The 16,985-nt window shown below is 48.7% G+C and carries 13 protein-coding genes; 8 read left to right on the top strand and 5 right to left on the bottom strand.

Annotated elements, in window-relative coordinates:
• Nucleotides 1–15: 15 nt before the first annotated feature.
• From ACFQRK_RS14020 to ACFQRK_RS14010, 3 genes are read right to left on the bottom strand one after another with little or no spacing between them, the layout of a single operon-like run.
• Nucleotides 16–654, bottom strand: a complete 639-nt coding sequence (locus tag ACFQRK_RS14020) for an outer membrane beta-barrel protein (RefSeq protein ID WP_379007704.1) — start codon at nt 652–654, stop codon at nt 16–18.
• 19 nt (nt 655–673) lie between these two features.
• Nucleotides 674–1,660 (bottom strand): Kelch repeat-containing protein, encoded by a 987-nt coding sequence (locus tag ACFQRK_RS14015; protein ID WP_379007701.1) that lies wholly within the window; start codon nt 1,658–1,660, stop codon nt 674–676.
• 4 nt (nt 1,661–1,664) lie between these two features.
• Entirely contained in the window at nt 1,665–3,047 is a 1,383-nt protein-coding gene (locus tag ACFQRK_RS14010) for a DUF4270 family protein (RefSeq protein WP_379007699.1), read from the bottom strand.
• Nucleotides 3,048–3,169: 122 nt separating this feature from the next.
• On the opposite strand from ACFQRK_RS14010, the gene ACFQRK_RS14005 reads away from it, so the two are divergent.
• Together ACFQRK_RS14005 and ACFQRK_RS14000 are read left to right on the top strand one after the other, a co-directional pair.
• A complete protein-coding gene (locus ACFQRK_RS14005; RefSeq protein ID WP_379007698.1) occupies nt 3,170–4,681 on the top strand; it encodes a sensor histidine kinase in 1,512 nt (503 codons plus the stop codon).
• Nucleotides 4,678–5,349 carry a response regulator transcription factor gene (locus ACFQRK_RS14000; RefSeq protein WP_379007695.1) on the top strand — a complete coding sequence of 224 codons (672 nt, stop codon included), beginning with the start codon at nt 4,678–4,680 and terminating at the stop codon, nt 5,347–5,349. The genes ACFQRK_RS14005 and ACFQRK_RS14000 overlap by 4 nt, the downstream gene beginning before the upstream one ends.
• Here the strand turns inward: ACFQRK_RS14000 and ACFQRK_RS13995 are convergent.
• Nucleotides 5,346–7,403, bottom strand: coding sequence for a tetratricopeptide repeat protein (locus ACFQRK_RS13995; RefSeq protein ID WP_379007694.1), 2,058 nt, complete (start codon nt 7,401–7,403; stop codon nt 5,346–5,348). The genes ACFQRK_RS14000 and ACFQRK_RS13995 overlap by 4 nt on opposite strands.
• Before the next feature lie 99 nt (nt 7,404–7,502).
• On the opposite strand from ACFQRK_RS13995, the gene ACFQRK_RS13990 reads away from it, so the two are divergent.
• From ACFQRK_RS13990 to ACFQRK_RS13980, 3 genes are read left to right on the top strand one after another with little or no spacing between them, the layout of a single operon-like run.
• Nucleotides 7,503–8,573 carry a serine hydrolase domain-containing protein gene (locus tag ACFQRK_RS13990; protein ID WP_379007692.1) on the top strand — a complete coding sequence of 357 codons (1,071 nt, stop codon included), beginning with the start codon at nt 7,503–7,505 and terminating at the stop codon, nt 8,571–8,573.
• A complete protein-coding gene (locus ACFQRK_RS13985) occupies nt 8,570–9,424 on the top strand; it encodes a sigma factor (RefSeq protein ID WP_379007689.1) in 855 nt (284 codons plus the stop codon). Before ACFQRK_RS13990 ends, ACFQRK_RS13985 begins: the two co-directional genes overlap by 4 nt.
• Before the next feature lie 56 nt (nt 9,425–9,480).
• Entirely contained in the window at nt 9,481–9,951 is a 471-nt protein-coding gene (locus tag ACFQRK_RS13980) for a carboxymuconolactone decarboxylase family protein (protein ID WP_379007688.1), read from the top strand.
• Between the two features lie 6 nt (nt 9,952–9,957).
• On the opposite strand, the gene ACFQRK_RS13975 is transcribed toward ACFQRK_RS13980, so the two are convergent.
• Nucleotides 9,958–10,875, bottom strand: a complete 918-nt coding sequence (locus ACFQRK_RS13975) for an AraC family transcriptional regulator (RefSeq protein ID WP_379007687.1) — start codon at nt 10,873–10,875, stop codon at nt 9,958–9,960.
• A gap of 211 nt (nt 10,876–11,086) precedes the next feature.
• Between ACFQRK_RS13975 and ACFQRK_RS13970 the strand changes: the two genes are divergently transcribed.
• Genes ACFQRK_RS13970 through ACFQRK_RS13960 form a run of 3 tightly spaced genes read left to right on the top strand, consistent with a single transcriptional unit; the run spans nt 11,087 to nt 16,836 of the window.
• Complete coding sequence (locus ACFQRK_RS13970) at nt 11,087–12,079, top strand: aldose epimerase family protein (protein ID WP_379007685.1); 993 nt, start codon at nt 11,087–11,089, stop codon at nt 12,077–12,079.
• 16 nt (nt 12,080–12,095) lie between these two features.
• Nucleotides 12,096–13,439, top strand: coding sequence for a sugar porter family MFS transporter (locus tag ACFQRK_RS13965; protein ID WP_379007683.1), 1,344 nt, complete (start codon nt 12,096–12,098; stop codon nt 13,437–13,439).
• A 49-nt stretch (nt 13,440–13,488) separates the two neighbouring features.
• The gene (locus ACFQRK_RS13960) at nt 13,489–16,836 is read left to right on the top strand and encodes a DUF5107 domain-containing protein (protein WP_379007681.1); all 3,348 of its coding nucleotides are present in this window, start codon (nt 13,489–13,491) and stop codon (nt 16,834–16,836) included.
• Nucleotides 16,837–16,985: the final 149 nt, after the last annotated feature.

The following is a 16,985-nucleotide window of genomic DNA, read 5'->3' as shown; positions in this document are numbered from 1 at the left end:
AATTGCCGATATCAGCTAAAAACGATAGCCAATTGATAGAGAAAATGCACCGTTGCGCTGATCGTAGGAGGCACTGGATGGGGCGATGTTCCGTATGCCAGCCAGGTAATTGAGCGAGATCACATACCCCCGTTTGGTTTGATACCCCATGCCCATGACAAACCCATAGTCTGTTGACTGCTGCGTACCTCCGGTACCGAAGATAAAATCCTCGCTAGCTGATCCGTCGTAAGAACCACTTAGGTAATTTTTTCCGTACAAGCCATATCCGAAGTACCCGCCTACTTTTATAAACACATGGCTCGAATCGTTGAATGGCATCTTACCGATTACCGACAGCGGGGCCTGTAGCCAGTAGGTATGCTGGGTAACCTCCCGGGAGCCAAACTCGGATTTTTCGAGCTTGGCTCCGAGTCCGACGATGGAAATACCCGTTTCGAATCCTACATATTTAGTGGGGAAAAAGGTAATTAAGCCCGCCAATTGCCCATTGACCGTCGGCGAGGCTTCCCGGCTAACACCACTGCTGATGTCGCTCAGGAAATATCTCGGAAACGTAACGCCGGCATGGACACTGTAATCAATCGCCCACTGAGCTTTTGACGACCAAACTGTGCAAACAAGCACCATACCAATAAGCCAATATCTCTTCATTTTTTCACGTATTTGATACCTACCAAGCAATGGGAACAAATTGCCACATATCGTCAAAAGGGACCGTGCCACTGCGGCCCGTCACGATATAGGCGGTCCCGTCGTGCACAAAGGTAACCGCCTGTTGACGATATGAACCCAAAAACAACTGGTGTTCTTCCCAATAATCACCAGACGGTACATAGCGCCAAGTCGACCCGGTAGCCGAGCCGTTGTAACTGGTAAGGCCCCCGCTGATAAAAGCCGTACCATCTGATACAAAGGCCGCAGGGCTCAATCGGGTAAGGCTGTAAGTATAATCATCGTCACGACCTGAAAGCGGCTCTTTCTCCGTCCATGCAGCACCATCGAATGCATAAAAGGAAGATACGTTTTGGTTGTTATTTGTACCCCCGCCCAAGTAGGCGAGCCCGTCCAATACAAATGCAAAAGAGAAAGACCGTTTTGCAGGTGTACTGTTCACCTTTGTCCATTGTTCGGTATCAGGCTGGTAACTATAGAAATCGTTATAATCCTGCGCATCTACGTCGCGCCCCGTGCCTACATACCCTAGATTATTCAAGGTGAATGCCACGGCGCCATACCGCGCCGCCCCCGGGAAATTGTCTATCCGGGCCCACGCATCTCCAACCGGATCATACTCATAAAAGTCGTTGAACATGACCGTCGAATTGGTGCCCAGACCTACGTATCCCTTGCCATTAACGACGAACGCCACGGCGTTGTTTCGTGCTTCACCCGGGAAATCAGCCATCCGGGTCCACGTTTGCTGTGATGGATTATACCGCCATGTATCGTTAAATCGGGTCGAGTTGGTTCCGTATCCCGTGGTTACATAGCTATAATCGCCGATGGTAAAACCGGCAGCACCACTACGCGGCAACCCCTCGAAATCAGCTACCCGTACCCATTCATCCGGATCATCTTCACCATCGTTTGAACAAGCACCCAGCATCAGGGAGACGACCACAAGCAATAACAGTTTACTTAATCCTAATTCTTTCATTGTCTTAAAATTTTACGTATAATAAGTGTAATTTAATTGCGGGCTTATTCCCTTGGGTAGCAACGGCTAATCGGTTCACAGTTGCCATTAAATCGGCTGTCGGAATGGTAAGCAAAAGGCTCTCCGACTCGCTGGATGTGTTGTTCCGCATTTCACTGATGTATTCGGTAAGGTCAAACACATATTTCCCATTACCGGCGCCCCCAGCCTGATCGGCCGCTTGGTAGTAAGCGGTTTGCGTCGCTTCCGCATAACTGGCCGGCAGGAACGAAACAGGCGTACCGTAGGGGTTGGCTATCATCATAACCAAACTCGCCGGTGGAGGGTATAATGCATGGGCGGACTGGTCTGTCTCGATAATTAACTGGGCCTTACTGATCGCAATATTGGCGCTGTTGACAAACTGACGGGCGGTGGGAAACCGTAAACGGGTTACGATTCCCGACGTCCCTTGAATAAAGGTCCGGTGGAGCGTAGCAGACTCGGGCAGTTGGTTGTTTTCGTACGAAAGATCCGCTAAAACAGTCCCTTGCCGATCTGACGTAACCTGATTATATTGATAATCCGTTGATCCTAACGTAAATCTTAACGTATCCGATGCACGCATACCATCGGACTGCCGCTCGTAGGAATAATGGAGGTTCAACGCGATGGAATCCCGAAGGCCCACAATGCATTGGTTGTCTCCCGCTGGCATCAATACCAACCCTTTAAAAAAATCGATGAAATCTTCGGCATTCGTTAAACGCGTATCGTTACTCATCGCCATATCAAACAGCGATCTTCCCAAGGCATCGTCCAGTTTAATCCTCACCGTATCCGATGTGGAAAGAGGCCTTGGTAAAAACGTTGCGGAGCCTAATGCGGTAGGTTCAAACGCAACCGACTGATCGCTCCACAGGGTTTCTCCGGACACAAAAACGGGATACTCGTCATCCTCTAATGCGACTGGCAATTCGGATAGTTCCAAGTCTTCGGACAGCCTGTGAAGGGCTAGCTGCAGTTGAGCGGTGGTGTCGCCGTAGTAATAGCCATCGTAAAACAACCGCAAGGACAAGGAATCATAAACAGCGTCCGCAGGCAAACCGGATAAATTCAGTTCACTGTTGGAAATTCTGAAATAAGATGACAGACGAAGTTCTCCCAACGCCTCATCCCGGAGACTGCCCACCAAGATCGTACCCGTAGCAGCCGTCGGTAGCGGATCGAGCAAGAATGTACGGGCATCAACTGTCAGCGTGTCGACAATTTCAATCCCCAGATCGTCGATCCCTTCATTATCTAACCGGATACCCTCCCCCTGCTTGCAGGCGACGGCAAATATTACTGCGTAAAACCATGCAAAAACAGGGAAGACATTAAACTTATAACCTTTACGAATGTCCATAGACTGTGAATTAAAACCGTCACAAAACTGTGGATATCGAGTGTTAATGAATGTTACAATTTGTTAAATATGGTTAATGCTTATGTTCATCTATTTTCTTGTGTTATACATTTGGCCTGATTATGAAAGATAGCCTTAGGCTCATAGTGATCCTCATCGTAGCGGCCGGTATAGGGATCGTTGTTGTGCTCGGGTCATGGCTTTATGGAAGCTATAACCAACGGATGGAGCTGTTTTTGGCTACCGCCGAACGAGCCCTGTTTGACGCGATCCAGGAAACCATCCAACAACAGGAAGATACGCACGAACAGCCTAAGTTTCGTGTCCGGCGGGCAATCCGCCCTGCTTTCGCTAAAAAGCTAATCGCCACCCTTACCACCACGTTCCCTGGTACCAATCCTGATTCCCTGTATCTGCTGTTAGATCGCTTGCAACAGCATGAACACGATAGCTTGTTACGGCACCGTGCAGACGTGATCGGCGTGCAAGCAGGTTCTCCCTTTCCAAGCGATGGTCCCCGTCGGCTATTGCCCAGTTTTTTATTCGGGCAAACACCCTTGGATAGCGCGGCATTGCTCAATATCCGGCAAACGTTTATGCAGGAACTGAAAAGAAACCATATACGCACGGATTTCACGCTGAATGTAATAGAAGCACCGCCACATCGGCATGAATCCGTATCGGGCAATCACACAGCTGTAACCCTACTGACGCCCGAGGCCCGATTATTGGACGGCATGGCGGGAACGGGATTTTCCATTCGTCCCCTACTCATTGACCCCGAAAACGGCAAATTTATCTCTGCCTCTTTCAACCACCCTTGGCAGTATCTGCTGTACAGCCTTAGCTGGCAACTGATTATTTCCGTCGCTTTGGTAGCTACCATCGTCGGTTGTTTCATCTACCTCTTCCACACCATCTTTAAACAAAATAAGCTGGCAATGCTCCGGAAGGCATTTGTAAATAACATGACGCATGAGTTCAGAACGCCGATTGCTACGGTTTCCGCTGCGGTGCAGGCATTGCAAAGCTATGCGGACACCAAAGACGAAGAACGCCGGGATCTCTACCTGTCCATTTCACGTGAAGAGCTCGATCACCTTTCTTCCCTGATCGACAGTGTGCTTGAGATAGCAGAAGGCGAGCATCATTCCATCGTACTCCACTGCCGACCTTACAACCTTACGGATCTCATCAAGAAATGTATCGCAACTGCAGAAATCAATGCCCGGACTACGCCGGTGGATTTCCATTTCATTACTGCCCACGCTATAGAAAACCTTTACGGCGATCCGGAGCATATGAAAAATGTAGTCACCAACCTGCTCGATAACGCGGTAAAATATCACGCCACCCAGGTATCCATTGTAATACAACCGCCAAACGCAGGCAAATTTGTACAACTGAGTGTATCGGACAACGGAATAGGCATTCCGCGTGCTTATCACCGCCGGATTTTCGAACCTTTCTTTCGAGTCCCGCGCAGCAATGTCCACGCAGCAAAAGGATTCGGCTTAGGCCTCTCCTATGTCAAACAAGTTGTCCAACAACACGGAGGATCCATTGCGCTCGACAGTACGCCCGGCGAAGGCTGCGTATTCACACTCTTCATTCCCAAGAACGCCAAGGTATGATCGACGTACTACTTGCAGAAGATGAGACGAAGTTAGCCACGATTGTCATGGACAGCCTGCAGACCCTACACTTCCGTGTTAGGCATTGTACCAACGGTGCACAGGCATGGCATTCATTTCAGCTCTCAAAACCAGACATTGTTGTCATGGATGTCATGATGCCCGAAATAGACGGCTATACCTTAGCATCCAAAATCCGCCAGCACGACCGCACCATTCCCCTGATTTTCCTCACGGCGCGTACAGCCTTGGAAGATGTGCTTAGCGGATTCCGATCAGGCGGCAATGATTATCTGAAGAAACCCTTTAACATGGATGAACTCATTGCCCGGATGGAATCGTTACTCAGACTCAGCAATCGGTATAATCCAGGCGAACAATTAATGATCGGCAATTACCTGCTGGATAACATCAAACACACCTTGCACATTGGTAATCGGTACATTCAATTGTCTTACCGCGAAAGCGAATTGCTTAAGCGGCTTTACGAACATCGCAACCAGGTCGTCCACCGGCAGGAGATCCTCTTCGAATTCTGGAACAACGATCGCTTTTTCACCGGCCGCAGTCTGGATGTATTCATCAGCCGGTTGCGGAAATACCTCATGGAAGATCCCAATATTAAAATCATCAATGTACGCGGCGTCGGGTATAAAATGGTAGTTTAGTTATGTTCAAGTGGGAGGTTAACCGTTACGTTATCTTCGGATCCGCCCTCTTTATTGTCCACAATAAAAATGGTGATCTGGACGCGCGTCCCACCTACCTTCCCATCGGGATCCAAGAGATTTTCGATACGCCACTGAATATGATCCTGATAGCTTGCGTTAAACAGGTTGATCCGTTTATCCGTAATTTTGTGCCCCATACTTGTATGCCCTGTCTGCACGGTTTCGCAATCAGTTAGCCCTACTCCATTGTCCTCAATCATTAACTGTATATGGGCCGCCCCCGTTTTCGCTGTAATTTGGAGACATTTCTCCTTCCGGTTGGAAGGAGACAAGCCATGGCAAATTGCATTTTCCACAAACGGTTGCAGCAGCAGCGCCGGAATAACATCTCGTTCCTCCCATTGCTCCATTTCGTTTTTGATCTGATAACTGAAGCTATCATCGAAGCGATTTTTTTCCAATTTCAGGTATTGAGCCAAGAGTTTCAGTTCGTCGGAAACGCGATGCACAGGCCGGTGCGAAATCTCCAAAACACGACGGGTAAAGCCACTGAAATTCACCAAATAGTTTAAGGCCCTTTCGTTTTCACTCCTTTCAATCAAAAATCGAATCGAACCTAGGCAATTGAACATAAAATGGGGATTGATCTGCATACGGGTAGCGATGATTTCCGCTTCCATCAGATTTTTTTCATATAATGCTTTCATGCGGGCATCTTTCTGCCGTTTAATCAATTCATCGGCCTTGCCTTTCAGCCGCCTCATCCGTATCTTAAAAAACGCGAAACCAAGGATTGCCGCAAAGAGACCACACATCACAAATATGACGAGATTCCTACGATGCAGCTTGGCATCGGCCAATTGCTTGTCTTTGGTGAGCAATTCGATCTGCGCCTCCTTGCTCTCAAAATCGTATTGGTGCTTAAGGGCTGAAATCGCTATCTCTTGTTGATGCAGTGCCAAACTGTCCTTATATTGTTGAGCTATCCGATAGTACGCAAATGCTTGCTTGGTATTTCCCTGCTGCTCATATGCGCTAGAAATCGCCGTTGCGGTATGCTGTATCATGGAATAATGCTGCAATTCATCACTCACTTCATAGGCCTGGAAATAGGCAGCAAGTGCTTGGTTCAGTTGGCCGCGCTGCCGAAAAACGTCGCCGATACTATTCAATACCGTTGCTTGCCCAAGCGGATTATTCAATTGCTTGTACAGCTGCAACGACCGTTCGAAATAAGCCCTCGCCGTTTGGAGGTCCTTATTTTCCAACAGATAGCTGTTGCCGATAGCCTCTAACGTGATAGCGATCCCATTCTTATCGTCCATCTCGTTATTCAGTCGCTTCAGTTCGAATAAGTATTCGCGCGCCACCTTATGATTACCAATCTCATCGTAATAACTTCCGATAGATAAGTAGTTCATTGCCTGCCCCAACGTGTTATCTGATGCCTTCGCAATTTCGAGCGCCCGCCGCAGGTGAGCCAACGCCTCCTCTTCACGACCCCTGATGTTCATGAGTGCTATGCCCAGTCCATTATTCGCTATCTCCTGGTTCTTAGCATCCTGCTCCTTTTCGGCGATAGACAGTGCCTTTAGATAATATGCTACCGAAACATCAAAATTTCCGTTGTGTCGGGCGGCTACTCCCGTATTATTGGCAAAAATCATTTTGCTTAGCGGCGGAATGTCGAGCATCTCAGTCAGATCAAATGCTTTTTGATGCAGCGGAATGGCTTGGGCATAATATTGGTGGTAACGATAAAGCAAGCCTAGGTTGTCCAATGCCTTTGCATAAAGGTAAATATCCCCCAGGTCGACCGCATGCTGAACCGCTTCGGCTGCCAGCTTCATGCACCGGTCGCCATGCTGGTTTTGACGGTGATATAACCGCGATACCGTTAGTTGGTTCTCAACATAGGCAGAATCCACAGGGGTATTCTTCAGTAGCGATTCCAAGCTGTCCAATTGCTGGGCCACCGCATGGAAGGAAAAAACAACGGAGAAGCCGATGATGACCGCAATTATTATCCCGGGCAGCCGATTCAATTTCATAACTAGGCGTGTTACGCAACGAAGATACGATTTTCTTTTTGTGTTGTAATATACAGTAACCCAGATTTCTGTGATTTATCCTTACCTTTACCGATACTTATGTTTTCAGTTCGGATTACGTGTCTTGTCTTTGCGATTTATGCCCTATGCTGGACCGCACGCGCACAAAATATCGCTGCAATAGACGACATTCTTATCGATTATCAAGGCGAAAATCCAGGCGCCGCACTACTCGTCATCAAAGACGGAACCGTAGTGCTGCAACGGAATTACGGATACGCCGACCTTGAACGACGCATTCAGGTCAAGCCGGAAACCAACTTTCGTCTGGCATCGGTAACCAAACAGTTTACCGCGACCTGCGTCTTACAATTGATCCACGCAGGCAACTTGTCGTTAACGACCCCGCTTACCGAAATCTTTTCCGGCTTTCCGGATTATGGTTCGGCTATTACTATCCGACACTTGCTTACTCACACCTCGGGCATACCTGACTACGAAGACTATGTGGCGGATACCGCCCTTAATCCACAAATCAGAGACCAAGCAGTTTTGGACATTTTGATGAAATGTGATTCCGGATATTTTACGCCTGGAAGCCAATTCCGTTACAGCAATTCGGGGTATGCTCTACTTGCTCTGGTGGTTGAGAAATATAGCGGCCAATCGTTCGACGCTTACCTCCGGCAACATATTTTCGAACCGTTAGGGATGGAGGCGACGTTGGCGTATATCGATGGGAAGAACACCGTCACCGACCGCGCTTACGGGTATAGCAGAATGGATAACCGCTGGGAGCGGCGCGATCAAAGCTCCACCAGTGCGGTGCTGGGCGACGGTGGCATCTACGCCAATGTGCTGGATTTATCCAAATGGGATCAGGCCCTATATACAGACCGAATGCTACCGTCGCATCTGATTGAGGAAGCCTTTGCCTATTCCCGGCTGATCAACGGTGACACCGTCAAATACGGATATGGATGGCACCTCAAACAAAATGGCAGCGGCGAGCAGGTGGTTTACCATACCGGCAGCAGTACCAGTTTTCGAAATATTCTTTATCGAATCCCCTCAAAGCGCTTCTGTATGATCCTGCTGACGAACCGGGACCAACCGCAGGAAGAAGATATGCTGACACTTGCCGAGGAAATAGTTGCCAAGGTATTATGAAGAACGTATTTCGAGTTGATTCCCTGCGACCATCCTTGCTGCGGAAAGCGTACTACGTCACGGGATCCTTCGTGGATTCCGAAGACATCGTCCAGGAAGCCCTATTGAAATGGATTTCCATGGATACACAATCGGTTGCGAACCCAAGCGCCTACCTAACACGCATGGTGGTGCATCTCGCAATTAATTGGAAAAAAAAGCAGGCGTTGCGTCGGGCTGCTTATCATGGGGAATGGTTGCCAGAGCCTGTCGCCACCGAACGGGCAGATGGAATCATTGACTCTGAAGAAACGATAACGTATTCACTATTGGTTATTCTGGAGCGTTTGAACGCCAAGGAACGTGCCGTTTTTATCCTGAAAGAAGCCTTTGACTATGATCACGGTGAAATCGCCGACCTGTTAGCCATCACACCCATCTATTCGCGGCAGCTGCTCAGTCGCGCGAAAAGGCGGCTAGAGGCAAGCCCTTTAACATCCATCTCTCAGGATGAACAATCAGCGTTCGTAAATCGCTTCCGGCGTATCCTACAAAGCGGAGACATGATGCAACTTGAAACATTACTCCGGGAAGATATCGTAGCCGTATCAGATGGCGGAGGAAAAGCATCTGCGGGTAAACACCCGGTTATCGGCCGTCACCGGGTGGCTCGCATGCTCCTGGGCCTTTACCGGAAATTTTACCGGGACGTCGTCGTCACACAAACCTTCGTCGGCGGTCAGATGGCCTTATTGTACTGGAACGAGGGTACCATACGGAGTTGCCAGATTTTCGCGCTGAACGATGGTAGGCTCCAACAGGTCTATCTGGTGAGAAATCCCGATAAGCTGGGCTCTTTGCAAAAAATTTAGCGTTGCTGTCACAAAACTGACGCGTTGTTTGTCTGGTAGGAAAAATGGTTTCGAGAATGATGAACGAACGAATTACTTATCAGGACTATCCAGCCGGATTGCTGGAGGGCATGCGCAAAACACAGGATTTTATTGAAAGCTCAGGCTTGGACCACAAACTGCTTGAACTGCTATATATGCGTGTGTCCCAAATTAACAGTTGCGCTTACTGTATGGACATGCACTATAAAAAGGGGCTTTATTATGGCGAAACGCCCTTGCGATTGATTTCTGTGTCGGCGTGGCGAGAAACGCCCTATTATTCAGAAGCCGAACAAGCCGTTTTGGAATTTGCTGAAACGATGACGCACATGCCGACAGAGGCGCATACCGACGGACTACATGACAAGCTGCAAAAGCATTTCACGCGACAAGAGATAGCCATTCTTTCGTTAGCCGTAGCGCAGATTAATTCGTGGAACCGGCTAATGCGTTCCTTTGGTGCGGTACCCGGGAATTTCAAGGTGGCCGCACAATCTGTCAGATGATTGCCGCTATGTCTGCAAAATTCCAAGCTTGTGGATTTTTCGATATTGTGAGGGCGACATTCCCATTAACTTCGTGAAAAGCCTGGAAAAATAAAAGGAATCGTCAATACCAAGAAGTATGGCGATTTCCTTTATCGTTTTATCCGTAAAGTAAAGATGCTGGCATGACTTCTGGATCTTCAACTGGTTGAAATAGTGAATAGGAGAATGCCCCGTGCGTTGTTTAAAGATCCGACAGTAATGTGAAACCGATAGTTGTTGCTGCTGGGCAAGTTCGCCAATACTGAATTGCGCATCCAAATGATTCTGCATAAAAGCAATGGAGCTGGCTACTTTATCCTCGCTGTCCAAAGCGGCATTCCGATCCTTGTGGTAAATCAGTGAAGTTAAAAAATGCAGCAAATGTAAATTCATTAACTCAAGGTCGCGGGTTTCATAGCTTTGTTCTAAAAGATAATAAGCCTGCTCAAAAAGCCGGATACGATTTTCTTCATACGGAATGAACCGTACACCCGGATTTCCGTCGGTCGCAAACCGGTAGTACAGCTGCTCGTCATAATCTCCGCAGAAATGCACCCAATAAATACTCCATGGATTGGCCGCCGACGCATAGTAATGATGTGATGCATGTTTGGGGATAATAAAATAACTATTCGGCGTCAACGTATACCGCCGGCCGTCCACTAGGATGTATCCCTCTCCCTCTACACAATAAATCAAGATATATTGCCCGCACCCCCCTTTTCGTTCCATATCGTGGAACGCCGCATGCGGATAATAGCCAATTGCCGTAAGGTAGAGGTTCTTTGCGATCCGATTCGTCACTACCCGACGTTTGATATTCGGCGGCAAGACTATCCGTCGTTCACCTACAAACCCTTCCTTTACCTTTTTCTCCAGCATTTTGTCTATAATATCGTCCATATCATCCCTTACGGCACCCCTCTAACTATCCCTCCTGTAAAGATGGGAATATTGTTGCCGATTTACAACACGCAGCCGATGATAATATTATCCATGTTTTTCGCAAGATCATCCATTTGATTAACGTACGAAGCCCCTTACTTTTGCTTTGTTCATTTCCTTCAGAGGTCAGAACCAATAGTAAACAATAGTCCAAAAGTAAGCTTAATCAATGGCCAACGTCATTTCAAAAGAGGATTGGGGTACGCACGAAAATCACGACGTTTTCCGGTATCGCATGAAGAATAGCACTGGGGCATATGTCGAATTAACCAATTTCGGAGCATCGATTGTTGGCATAGTTGTCCCCGACCGGCATGGTCACTTGGGTAATGTCGTATTAGGGTTTCCCGAAATAAAGGGATATATCGATGATCGTTGCTACCTAGGTACCACCATCGGCCGATATGCCAACCGAATCGCTTTTGCCGGTTTTGATCTGGACGGTCACCGTTATAACCTGAAACCCAACGATGGCCCACACACCAATCATGGAGGCATCGCCGGATTCCACAAACGCATTTTCGACGTAAAGACCGAAGGTGACGCAGTTTCTTTTCAGCTAACGAGCACCGACGGTGATGGCGGTTTTCCTGGAAACCTCCGGTTGACGGTTGCTTACCGTTGGAGTGAAGCCAATGAATTACAGATCCAATACGAAGCCACCTGCGACAAAAAGACCATCCTCAACGTAACCAATCATGCCTATTTTAACCTATCCGGAAGCAAAACGGATATCGTGGATCATCGCTTACAGGTCCGTGCTTCTCATGTATTGGAAACCACTGCAGAATACATCCCCACCGGCGTATTGACCCCTTGTTCCAATCCGTCTTTTTCCGCGATAAAGGGACTCAACCACTGCTATGTCCTTCATGACGCTGCGCAAAACAGACTGCGAAAAGCAGCGCTATTGCGCGACACTGAATCTGGGCGAACACTGGAAGTGTATACCACCTACCCGGGTCTGGTCGTCTATAGCGGTGACTTTTTATCGGGCAATGTACCCGGATACGCCGGTATCCCGTATCGCCCTTTTGATGGGGTATGCCTTGAATGCCAGTATTTCCCTGATAGTCCGAATCACCCAAATTTTCCTTCGACCGTACTGGACATCGGAGCCGTTTATAACGAACAGATTCTATATAAATTTAGTGTTACCTGAATAGCCGATTTGCAAAATGGAAAATAAATTCACTTTCAACAATGGATACATCATCGGCATATCGTTGATCTCGGCATTAGGAGGATACCTATTTGGCTTTGATTTTGCTGTCATCGCCGGTGCCTTGCCTTTTCTACGGCAGGAATTTGCGTTAGATGCCTGGTGGGAAGGTTTTCTGACAGGTTCCCTGGCACTGGGATGTATCGTTGGGTGCCTGACAGCGGGACGGATCGCAGATCAATATGGGCGCAAGCCGGGACTTATACTTGCGGCCGCCATCTTTGCGGCATCTTCTCTCGGAATGGCCTTTTCGACAAATCTTACCCTATTTATTGCCATGCGGTTTGCTGCTGGTATTGGCGTGGGGATGGCTTCTTTATTGAGTCCGATGTACATCGCCGAAATTTCGCCTGCGCAAGTACGTGGACGGAACGTAGCTATCAATCAACTGACCGTTGTAATCGGAATTTTAGTAACCAATCTTGTCAATTACCTGTTGGCCGATGGCGGCAGTGAATCGTGGCGTTGGATGTTCGGACTGGGTGCCGTACCCTCCGTGCTGTTTTTCCTGGGGGTACTATGGCTTCCTGAAAGCCCACGTTGGCTGGCCAAAGCCGGGAAAACGGAGCAAGCCACTAAGGTATTGCGTAAATTGGGCTCGCCGGACTATGCCAAGTCAACGCTATCAGGCATCCACAAATCGCTACAAGGCATCGCTAAACAATCTTTTCGGGCGGTATTCGAAAAAAGCGTCCGACCTGCGGTGATCGTCGGCATTACCCTGGCCTTGTTTCAACAATTATGCGGTATCAATGTGGTATTCAACTACGCATCGACCATTTTTGAGTCGGTGGGCGCTGATTTGGACAGGCAGCTTCTTGAAACCGTCGCAATCGGTGTGGTCAACCTGCTGTTTACACTGGTAGCCATGTGGCAAGTGGATAAACTGGGCCGCCGGCCGCTTATGCTCGTTGGATCGCTGGGCCTCAGCGTCGCCTATGTCGTTCTCGCACTGTTGTTGCAGGGACAAGCGGCGACACTCTTGATATCCACGTTTGTGTTGTTGGCGATTGCCATTTACGCCACCACGCTTGCCCCGGTCGTTTGGGTACTTATTGCCGAAATTTTTCCCAACAAGATTCGCGGGACGGCATCGTCAGTCGCCATTGTTGCGCTTTGGGTCGGTTACTTCATCCTTGTATTCACGTTCCCGATTCTGGCCAGCAAACTTGGCACGTTTGGCCCATTTTATTTTTACGCCCTTATTTGTTTCCTCGGCTTCTGGTTTGTCAGGCACCGTATAAAAGAAACTAAAGGCAAAACATTGGAAGAATTGGAAGCGACCTTGACAGGGCATTGAGAGGTAAATGAAATATAAACGAATAGGAATCGATAAAAGAATAGCAGGAATGGATATAGTAAACATTTGGCAGGAAGAAGTGATCATCCCGACCTATGGTGTGGGCAAACCGGATCAAAACCCCATGTTTTTCGAAAAACGGGTGTATCAGGGCAGTAGCGGCGTGGTATATCCCAATCCGGTTATTGAAAAAGTAGCCGATGAGAAGACCGAAAAGCGTTATATCGGGCTTTTTCTCGAAAATCGTTATCTCAAGGTCCTGATTTTACCCGAATTGGGAGGACGGATCCAGCTAGCTTACGATAAAATCGGCAAACGGCATTTCGTATATTATAATCAGGTGATCAAACCCGCTTTGGTAGGGCTTACTGGTCCCTGGATATCAGGAGGCATCGAGTTTAATTGGCCGCAGCATCACCGCCCGAGCACCTTTGAACCGATTGATTTCGATTTGGAGGAACATGCCGACGGTAGTAAGACCGTATGGGTAAACGAAGTGGAAAAAATGTTCCACACCAAAGGTATGGCGGGGTTTACACTTTTTCCGGACAAGGCCTATATTGAAATCAAGGCAAAACTATACAACCGTTCGCCGTTGCCGCAAACTTTTCTTTGGTGGGCCAATCCAGCGGTGAAAGTCAATGACCACTACCAATCGGTATTCCCGCCGGACGTAAACGCGGTATTCGACCACGGCAAACGAGACGTCTCTACCTTTCCCATTGCAACCGGAACGTATTACAAAGTCAATTATGCGCCCGGTACGGATATTTCACGCTATAAGAACATCCCCGTTCCGACTTCCTATATGGCAATCCGATCCGATTACGATTTTGTCGGTGGGTATGAACACGACTCAGCGGCTGGGCTGCTTCACGTGGCCAACCATCACGTGTCACCCGGGAAAAAGCAATGGACATGGGGCAATGGGGATTTCGGCCAAGCGTGGGACCGAAATCTCACCGACGACGATGGCCCATACATCGAATTGATGACCGGTGTATATACAGATAACCAACCGGATTTCTCGTGGCTGATGCCTTACGAGGAGAAGTCGTTTACGCAATACTTCATGCCGTACCGAACATTGGGAATGATCAAGAATGCAAGCAAGGATGTCTTGCTGGCAATTGACCCAACAGAAAAGGGATGGCTATTGAAAGTGGCGGTAACCGGTCCGCAACCACACGTGAACGTACGCGTTTCCAGCCATGGAAATCAACTTTTTGCAGCTGCCGTCGCATTGGATCCGGAGTCGTCCTTTGAGCAATTGATTCCCACGGATACGCAACCGGACGAGCGCGGCCTTGTCGTTGCAGTGGCCGATGGTACTGGCCGTGAGTTGCTCCGGTACGAGCCTGCAAAAAACAGGGCCAACGAGATACCTGAACCTGCTAAACCAGCGCGGGCACCTGCCGATGTGGAGAGTACGGAACAACTGTTCCTAACCGGGCAACACCTGGAACAATATCGGCATGCCACTTACAGTCCCGTACCCTATTACGAAGAGGCATTGCGCCGCGACCCAACAGATATCCGAAACAACAATGCACTGGGGGTGTGGCATCTACGGCGCGGACAATTCAAAAAAAGTGAATCATTTTTCCGTCGGGCCATCGAAACCGCGACACAACGAAATCCCAATCCATACGATAGCGAGCCCTATTATAACCTCGGATTGAGCTTACGTTATCAAGGCGATATTGATGGCGCCTACGAAGCATTTTTCAAAGCCACCTGGAGCCTACCATGGAAAGCTGCCGGTTATTTTTCGGTAGCACAGATTGATATGCTTCGGGGTCACTTTCAATCGGCATTGGAACACGCCGGTTTGGCCTTGCGACATAATGCGACACATGGGAAAGCTTATGTGCTCCAGTCAGCTGCCTACCGGAAATCAGGAAATCCGTCCGCAGCGCTCAGCATATGTGAAACGGCACTACGGAACGATCGGTTTAACCTCGGTGCCATCTACGAATCGGCATTGGCAGACCGGGCATTAGGCAACGACCAACAGGCAGCAATGCAGGAACAACGGTTGGCGAACCGGGCACGCGGTACAGCCAATAACCTCATTTCTTATGCGGTGGACTACAGTCAGGCAGGCTTGTACGACGAAGCACACGCACTTTTGGACCGGGTATCCGATCCGGAACGCACGCCGATGGTATCGTATTACCAAGCGTGGATACAGCGACAGATGGGAAACCAAGCGAAAGCAAATTCGTTTCTACAACAAGCGGCCAGCGAAAGCCCCTATCTGTGCTTCCCCAATCGACTCGACGACATCGCGGTACTTCGTTTCGCCATAGATCACAATAAGTCGGATTCACGCGCTCCGTATTACCTTGGTAATCTCTTTTATGATAAGCGGCAATATGACGAAGCCATCTCGTTATGGGAAAAAGCAGCGGGGGCTCCTGATGCTCTGCCAACAGTGTTCCGCAACCTAGGAATTGCCTACTTTAACAAACGGGCGGATGCGGACCGAGCCCTCGCCCATTACGAAAAGGCATTTGCCATGGATCCATCCGATGCACGGGTGCTTATGGAACTTGATCAGCTGTACAAGTTATTGAACCGGCAACCAGCCGATCGGTTGGTTTTCCTAGAAGCCCGTCTGGACACCGTCCTGAAACGGGACGACGTTTATCTGGAATGGGTATCGCTGTACAACACGTTAGGGCGAGAGGAAAAAGCCCTGGAACTGTTGCTGCAACGGAAATTCCATCCCTGGGAAGGTGGTGAAGGGAAAGCATCCGGTCAATACGTATTTAGCAAGATTGCACTCGCAAGAAAAGCACTGCATTCCGGTAATGCCCATACCGCCCTTGACCATTTGCATGCCGCACGTGTCTATCCGCGATCCCTCGGCGAAGGCAAACTGCACGGCGCACAGGAGAATGACATCTTTTTCTGGCTAGGTCGCGCTATGGCCCAGTTGGGAGATCCCGATGCCATACACACCTTCAGGCAAGCCACCATCGGACTGGACGAGCCTGCGGCAGCCATGTTCTACAACGATCAGCAACCCGACAAAATTTTCTACCAAGGTCTGGCTTGGCTGCAGCTTGGTGAGGCCGATCGCGCCACTCGCATCTTTGAAAAACTGCTGCATTATGGGGAAACCCATTTCCATGACAAGGTGAGTATCGATTATTTCGCGGTCTCACTGCCCGATCTGCTGATCTTTGACGTAGACTTAACTGCACGCAATCAAATCCATTGCCGCTTCATGCAGGGACTCGGTCACCTTGGGCTCGCGCATTACGAACAAGCTAGAGAATGTTTGAAAAAGGTATTGCAGCAGGACGCGAGCCACCAAGGAGCGATAACACATTTATCATTATTGAACAACGGATTAATCCAGGACCCCGCTGCCAACATAATTAAATAATCTGGCTAAAGTTGCAGGATAAGATTGACGGGCACGGGTTTAGTAATCGGCTGTAAGGCGACTGCGCGCTATTTGAAAAGATGCATAACTGAAAATAGCATTCGGAATAAAAAGCGTATATTCGCTATAAAATAGAATAGTATAGTATA

Origin of the sequence: Parapedobacter sp. GCM10030251 (assembly GCF_042666505.1) — a bacterium.
Lineage (GTDB): Bacteria > Bacteroidota > Bacteroidia > Sphingobacteriales > Sphingobacteriaceae > Parapedobacter.
Note: the sequence above shows the minus strand (reverse complement) of the source record. Positions and strands in the feature narration are given on the sequence as shown.

Coding starts and splice junctions, on each gene's coding strand:
- ACFQRK_RS14010 (WP_379007699.1), bottom strand. CDS start 3,047: ATGGACATTCGTAAAGGTTATAAGTTTAATGTCTTCCCTGTTTTTGCA.
- ACFQRK_RS14015 (WP_379007701.1), bottom strand. CDS start 1,660: ATGAAAGAATTAGGATTAAGTAAACTGTTATTGCTTGTGGTCGTCTCC.
- ACFQRK_RS13975 (WP_379007687.1), bottom strand. CDS start 10,875: ATGGACGATATTATAGACAAAATGCTGGAGAAAAAGGTAAAGGAAGGG.
- ACFQRK_RS13985 (WP_379007689.1), top strand. CDS start 8,570: ATGAAGAACGTATTTCGAGTTGATTCCCTGCGACCATCCTTGCTGCGG.
- ACFQRK_RS13995 (WP_379007694.1), bottom strand. CDS start 7,403: ATGAAATTGAATCGGCTGCCCGGGATAATAATTGCGGTCATCATCGGC.
- ACFQRK_RS14020 (WP_379007704.1), bottom strand. CDS start 654: ATGAAGAGATATTGGCTTATTGGTATGGTGCTTGTTTGCACAGTTTGG.
- ACFQRK_RS13965 (WP_379007683.1), top strand. CDS start 12,096: ATGGAAAATAAATTCACTTTCAACAATGGATACATCATCGGCATATCG.
- ACFQRK_RS13970 (WP_379007685.1), top strand. CDS start 11,087: ATGGCCAACGTCATTTCAAAAGAGGATTGGGGTACGCACGAAAATCAC.
- ACFQRK_RS13990 (WP_379007692.1), top strand. CDS start 7,503: ATGTTTTCAGTTCGGATTACGTGTCTTGTCTTTGCGATTTATGCCCTA.
- ACFQRK_RS14000 (WP_379007695.1), top strand. CDS start 4,678: ATGATCGACGTACTACTTGCAGAAGATGAGACGAAGTTAGCCACGATT.
- ACFQRK_RS14005 (WP_379007698.1), top strand. CDS start 3,170: ATGAAAGATAGCCTTAGGCTCATAGTGATCCTCATCGTAGCGGCCGGT.
- ACFQRK_RS13980 (WP_379007688.1), top strand. CDS start 9,481: ATGATGAACGAACGAATTACTTATCAGGACTATCCAGCCGGATTGCTG.
- ACFQRK_RS13960 (WP_379007681.1), top strand. CDS start 13,489: ATGGATATAGTAAACATTTGGCAGGAAGAAGTGATCATCCCGACCTAT.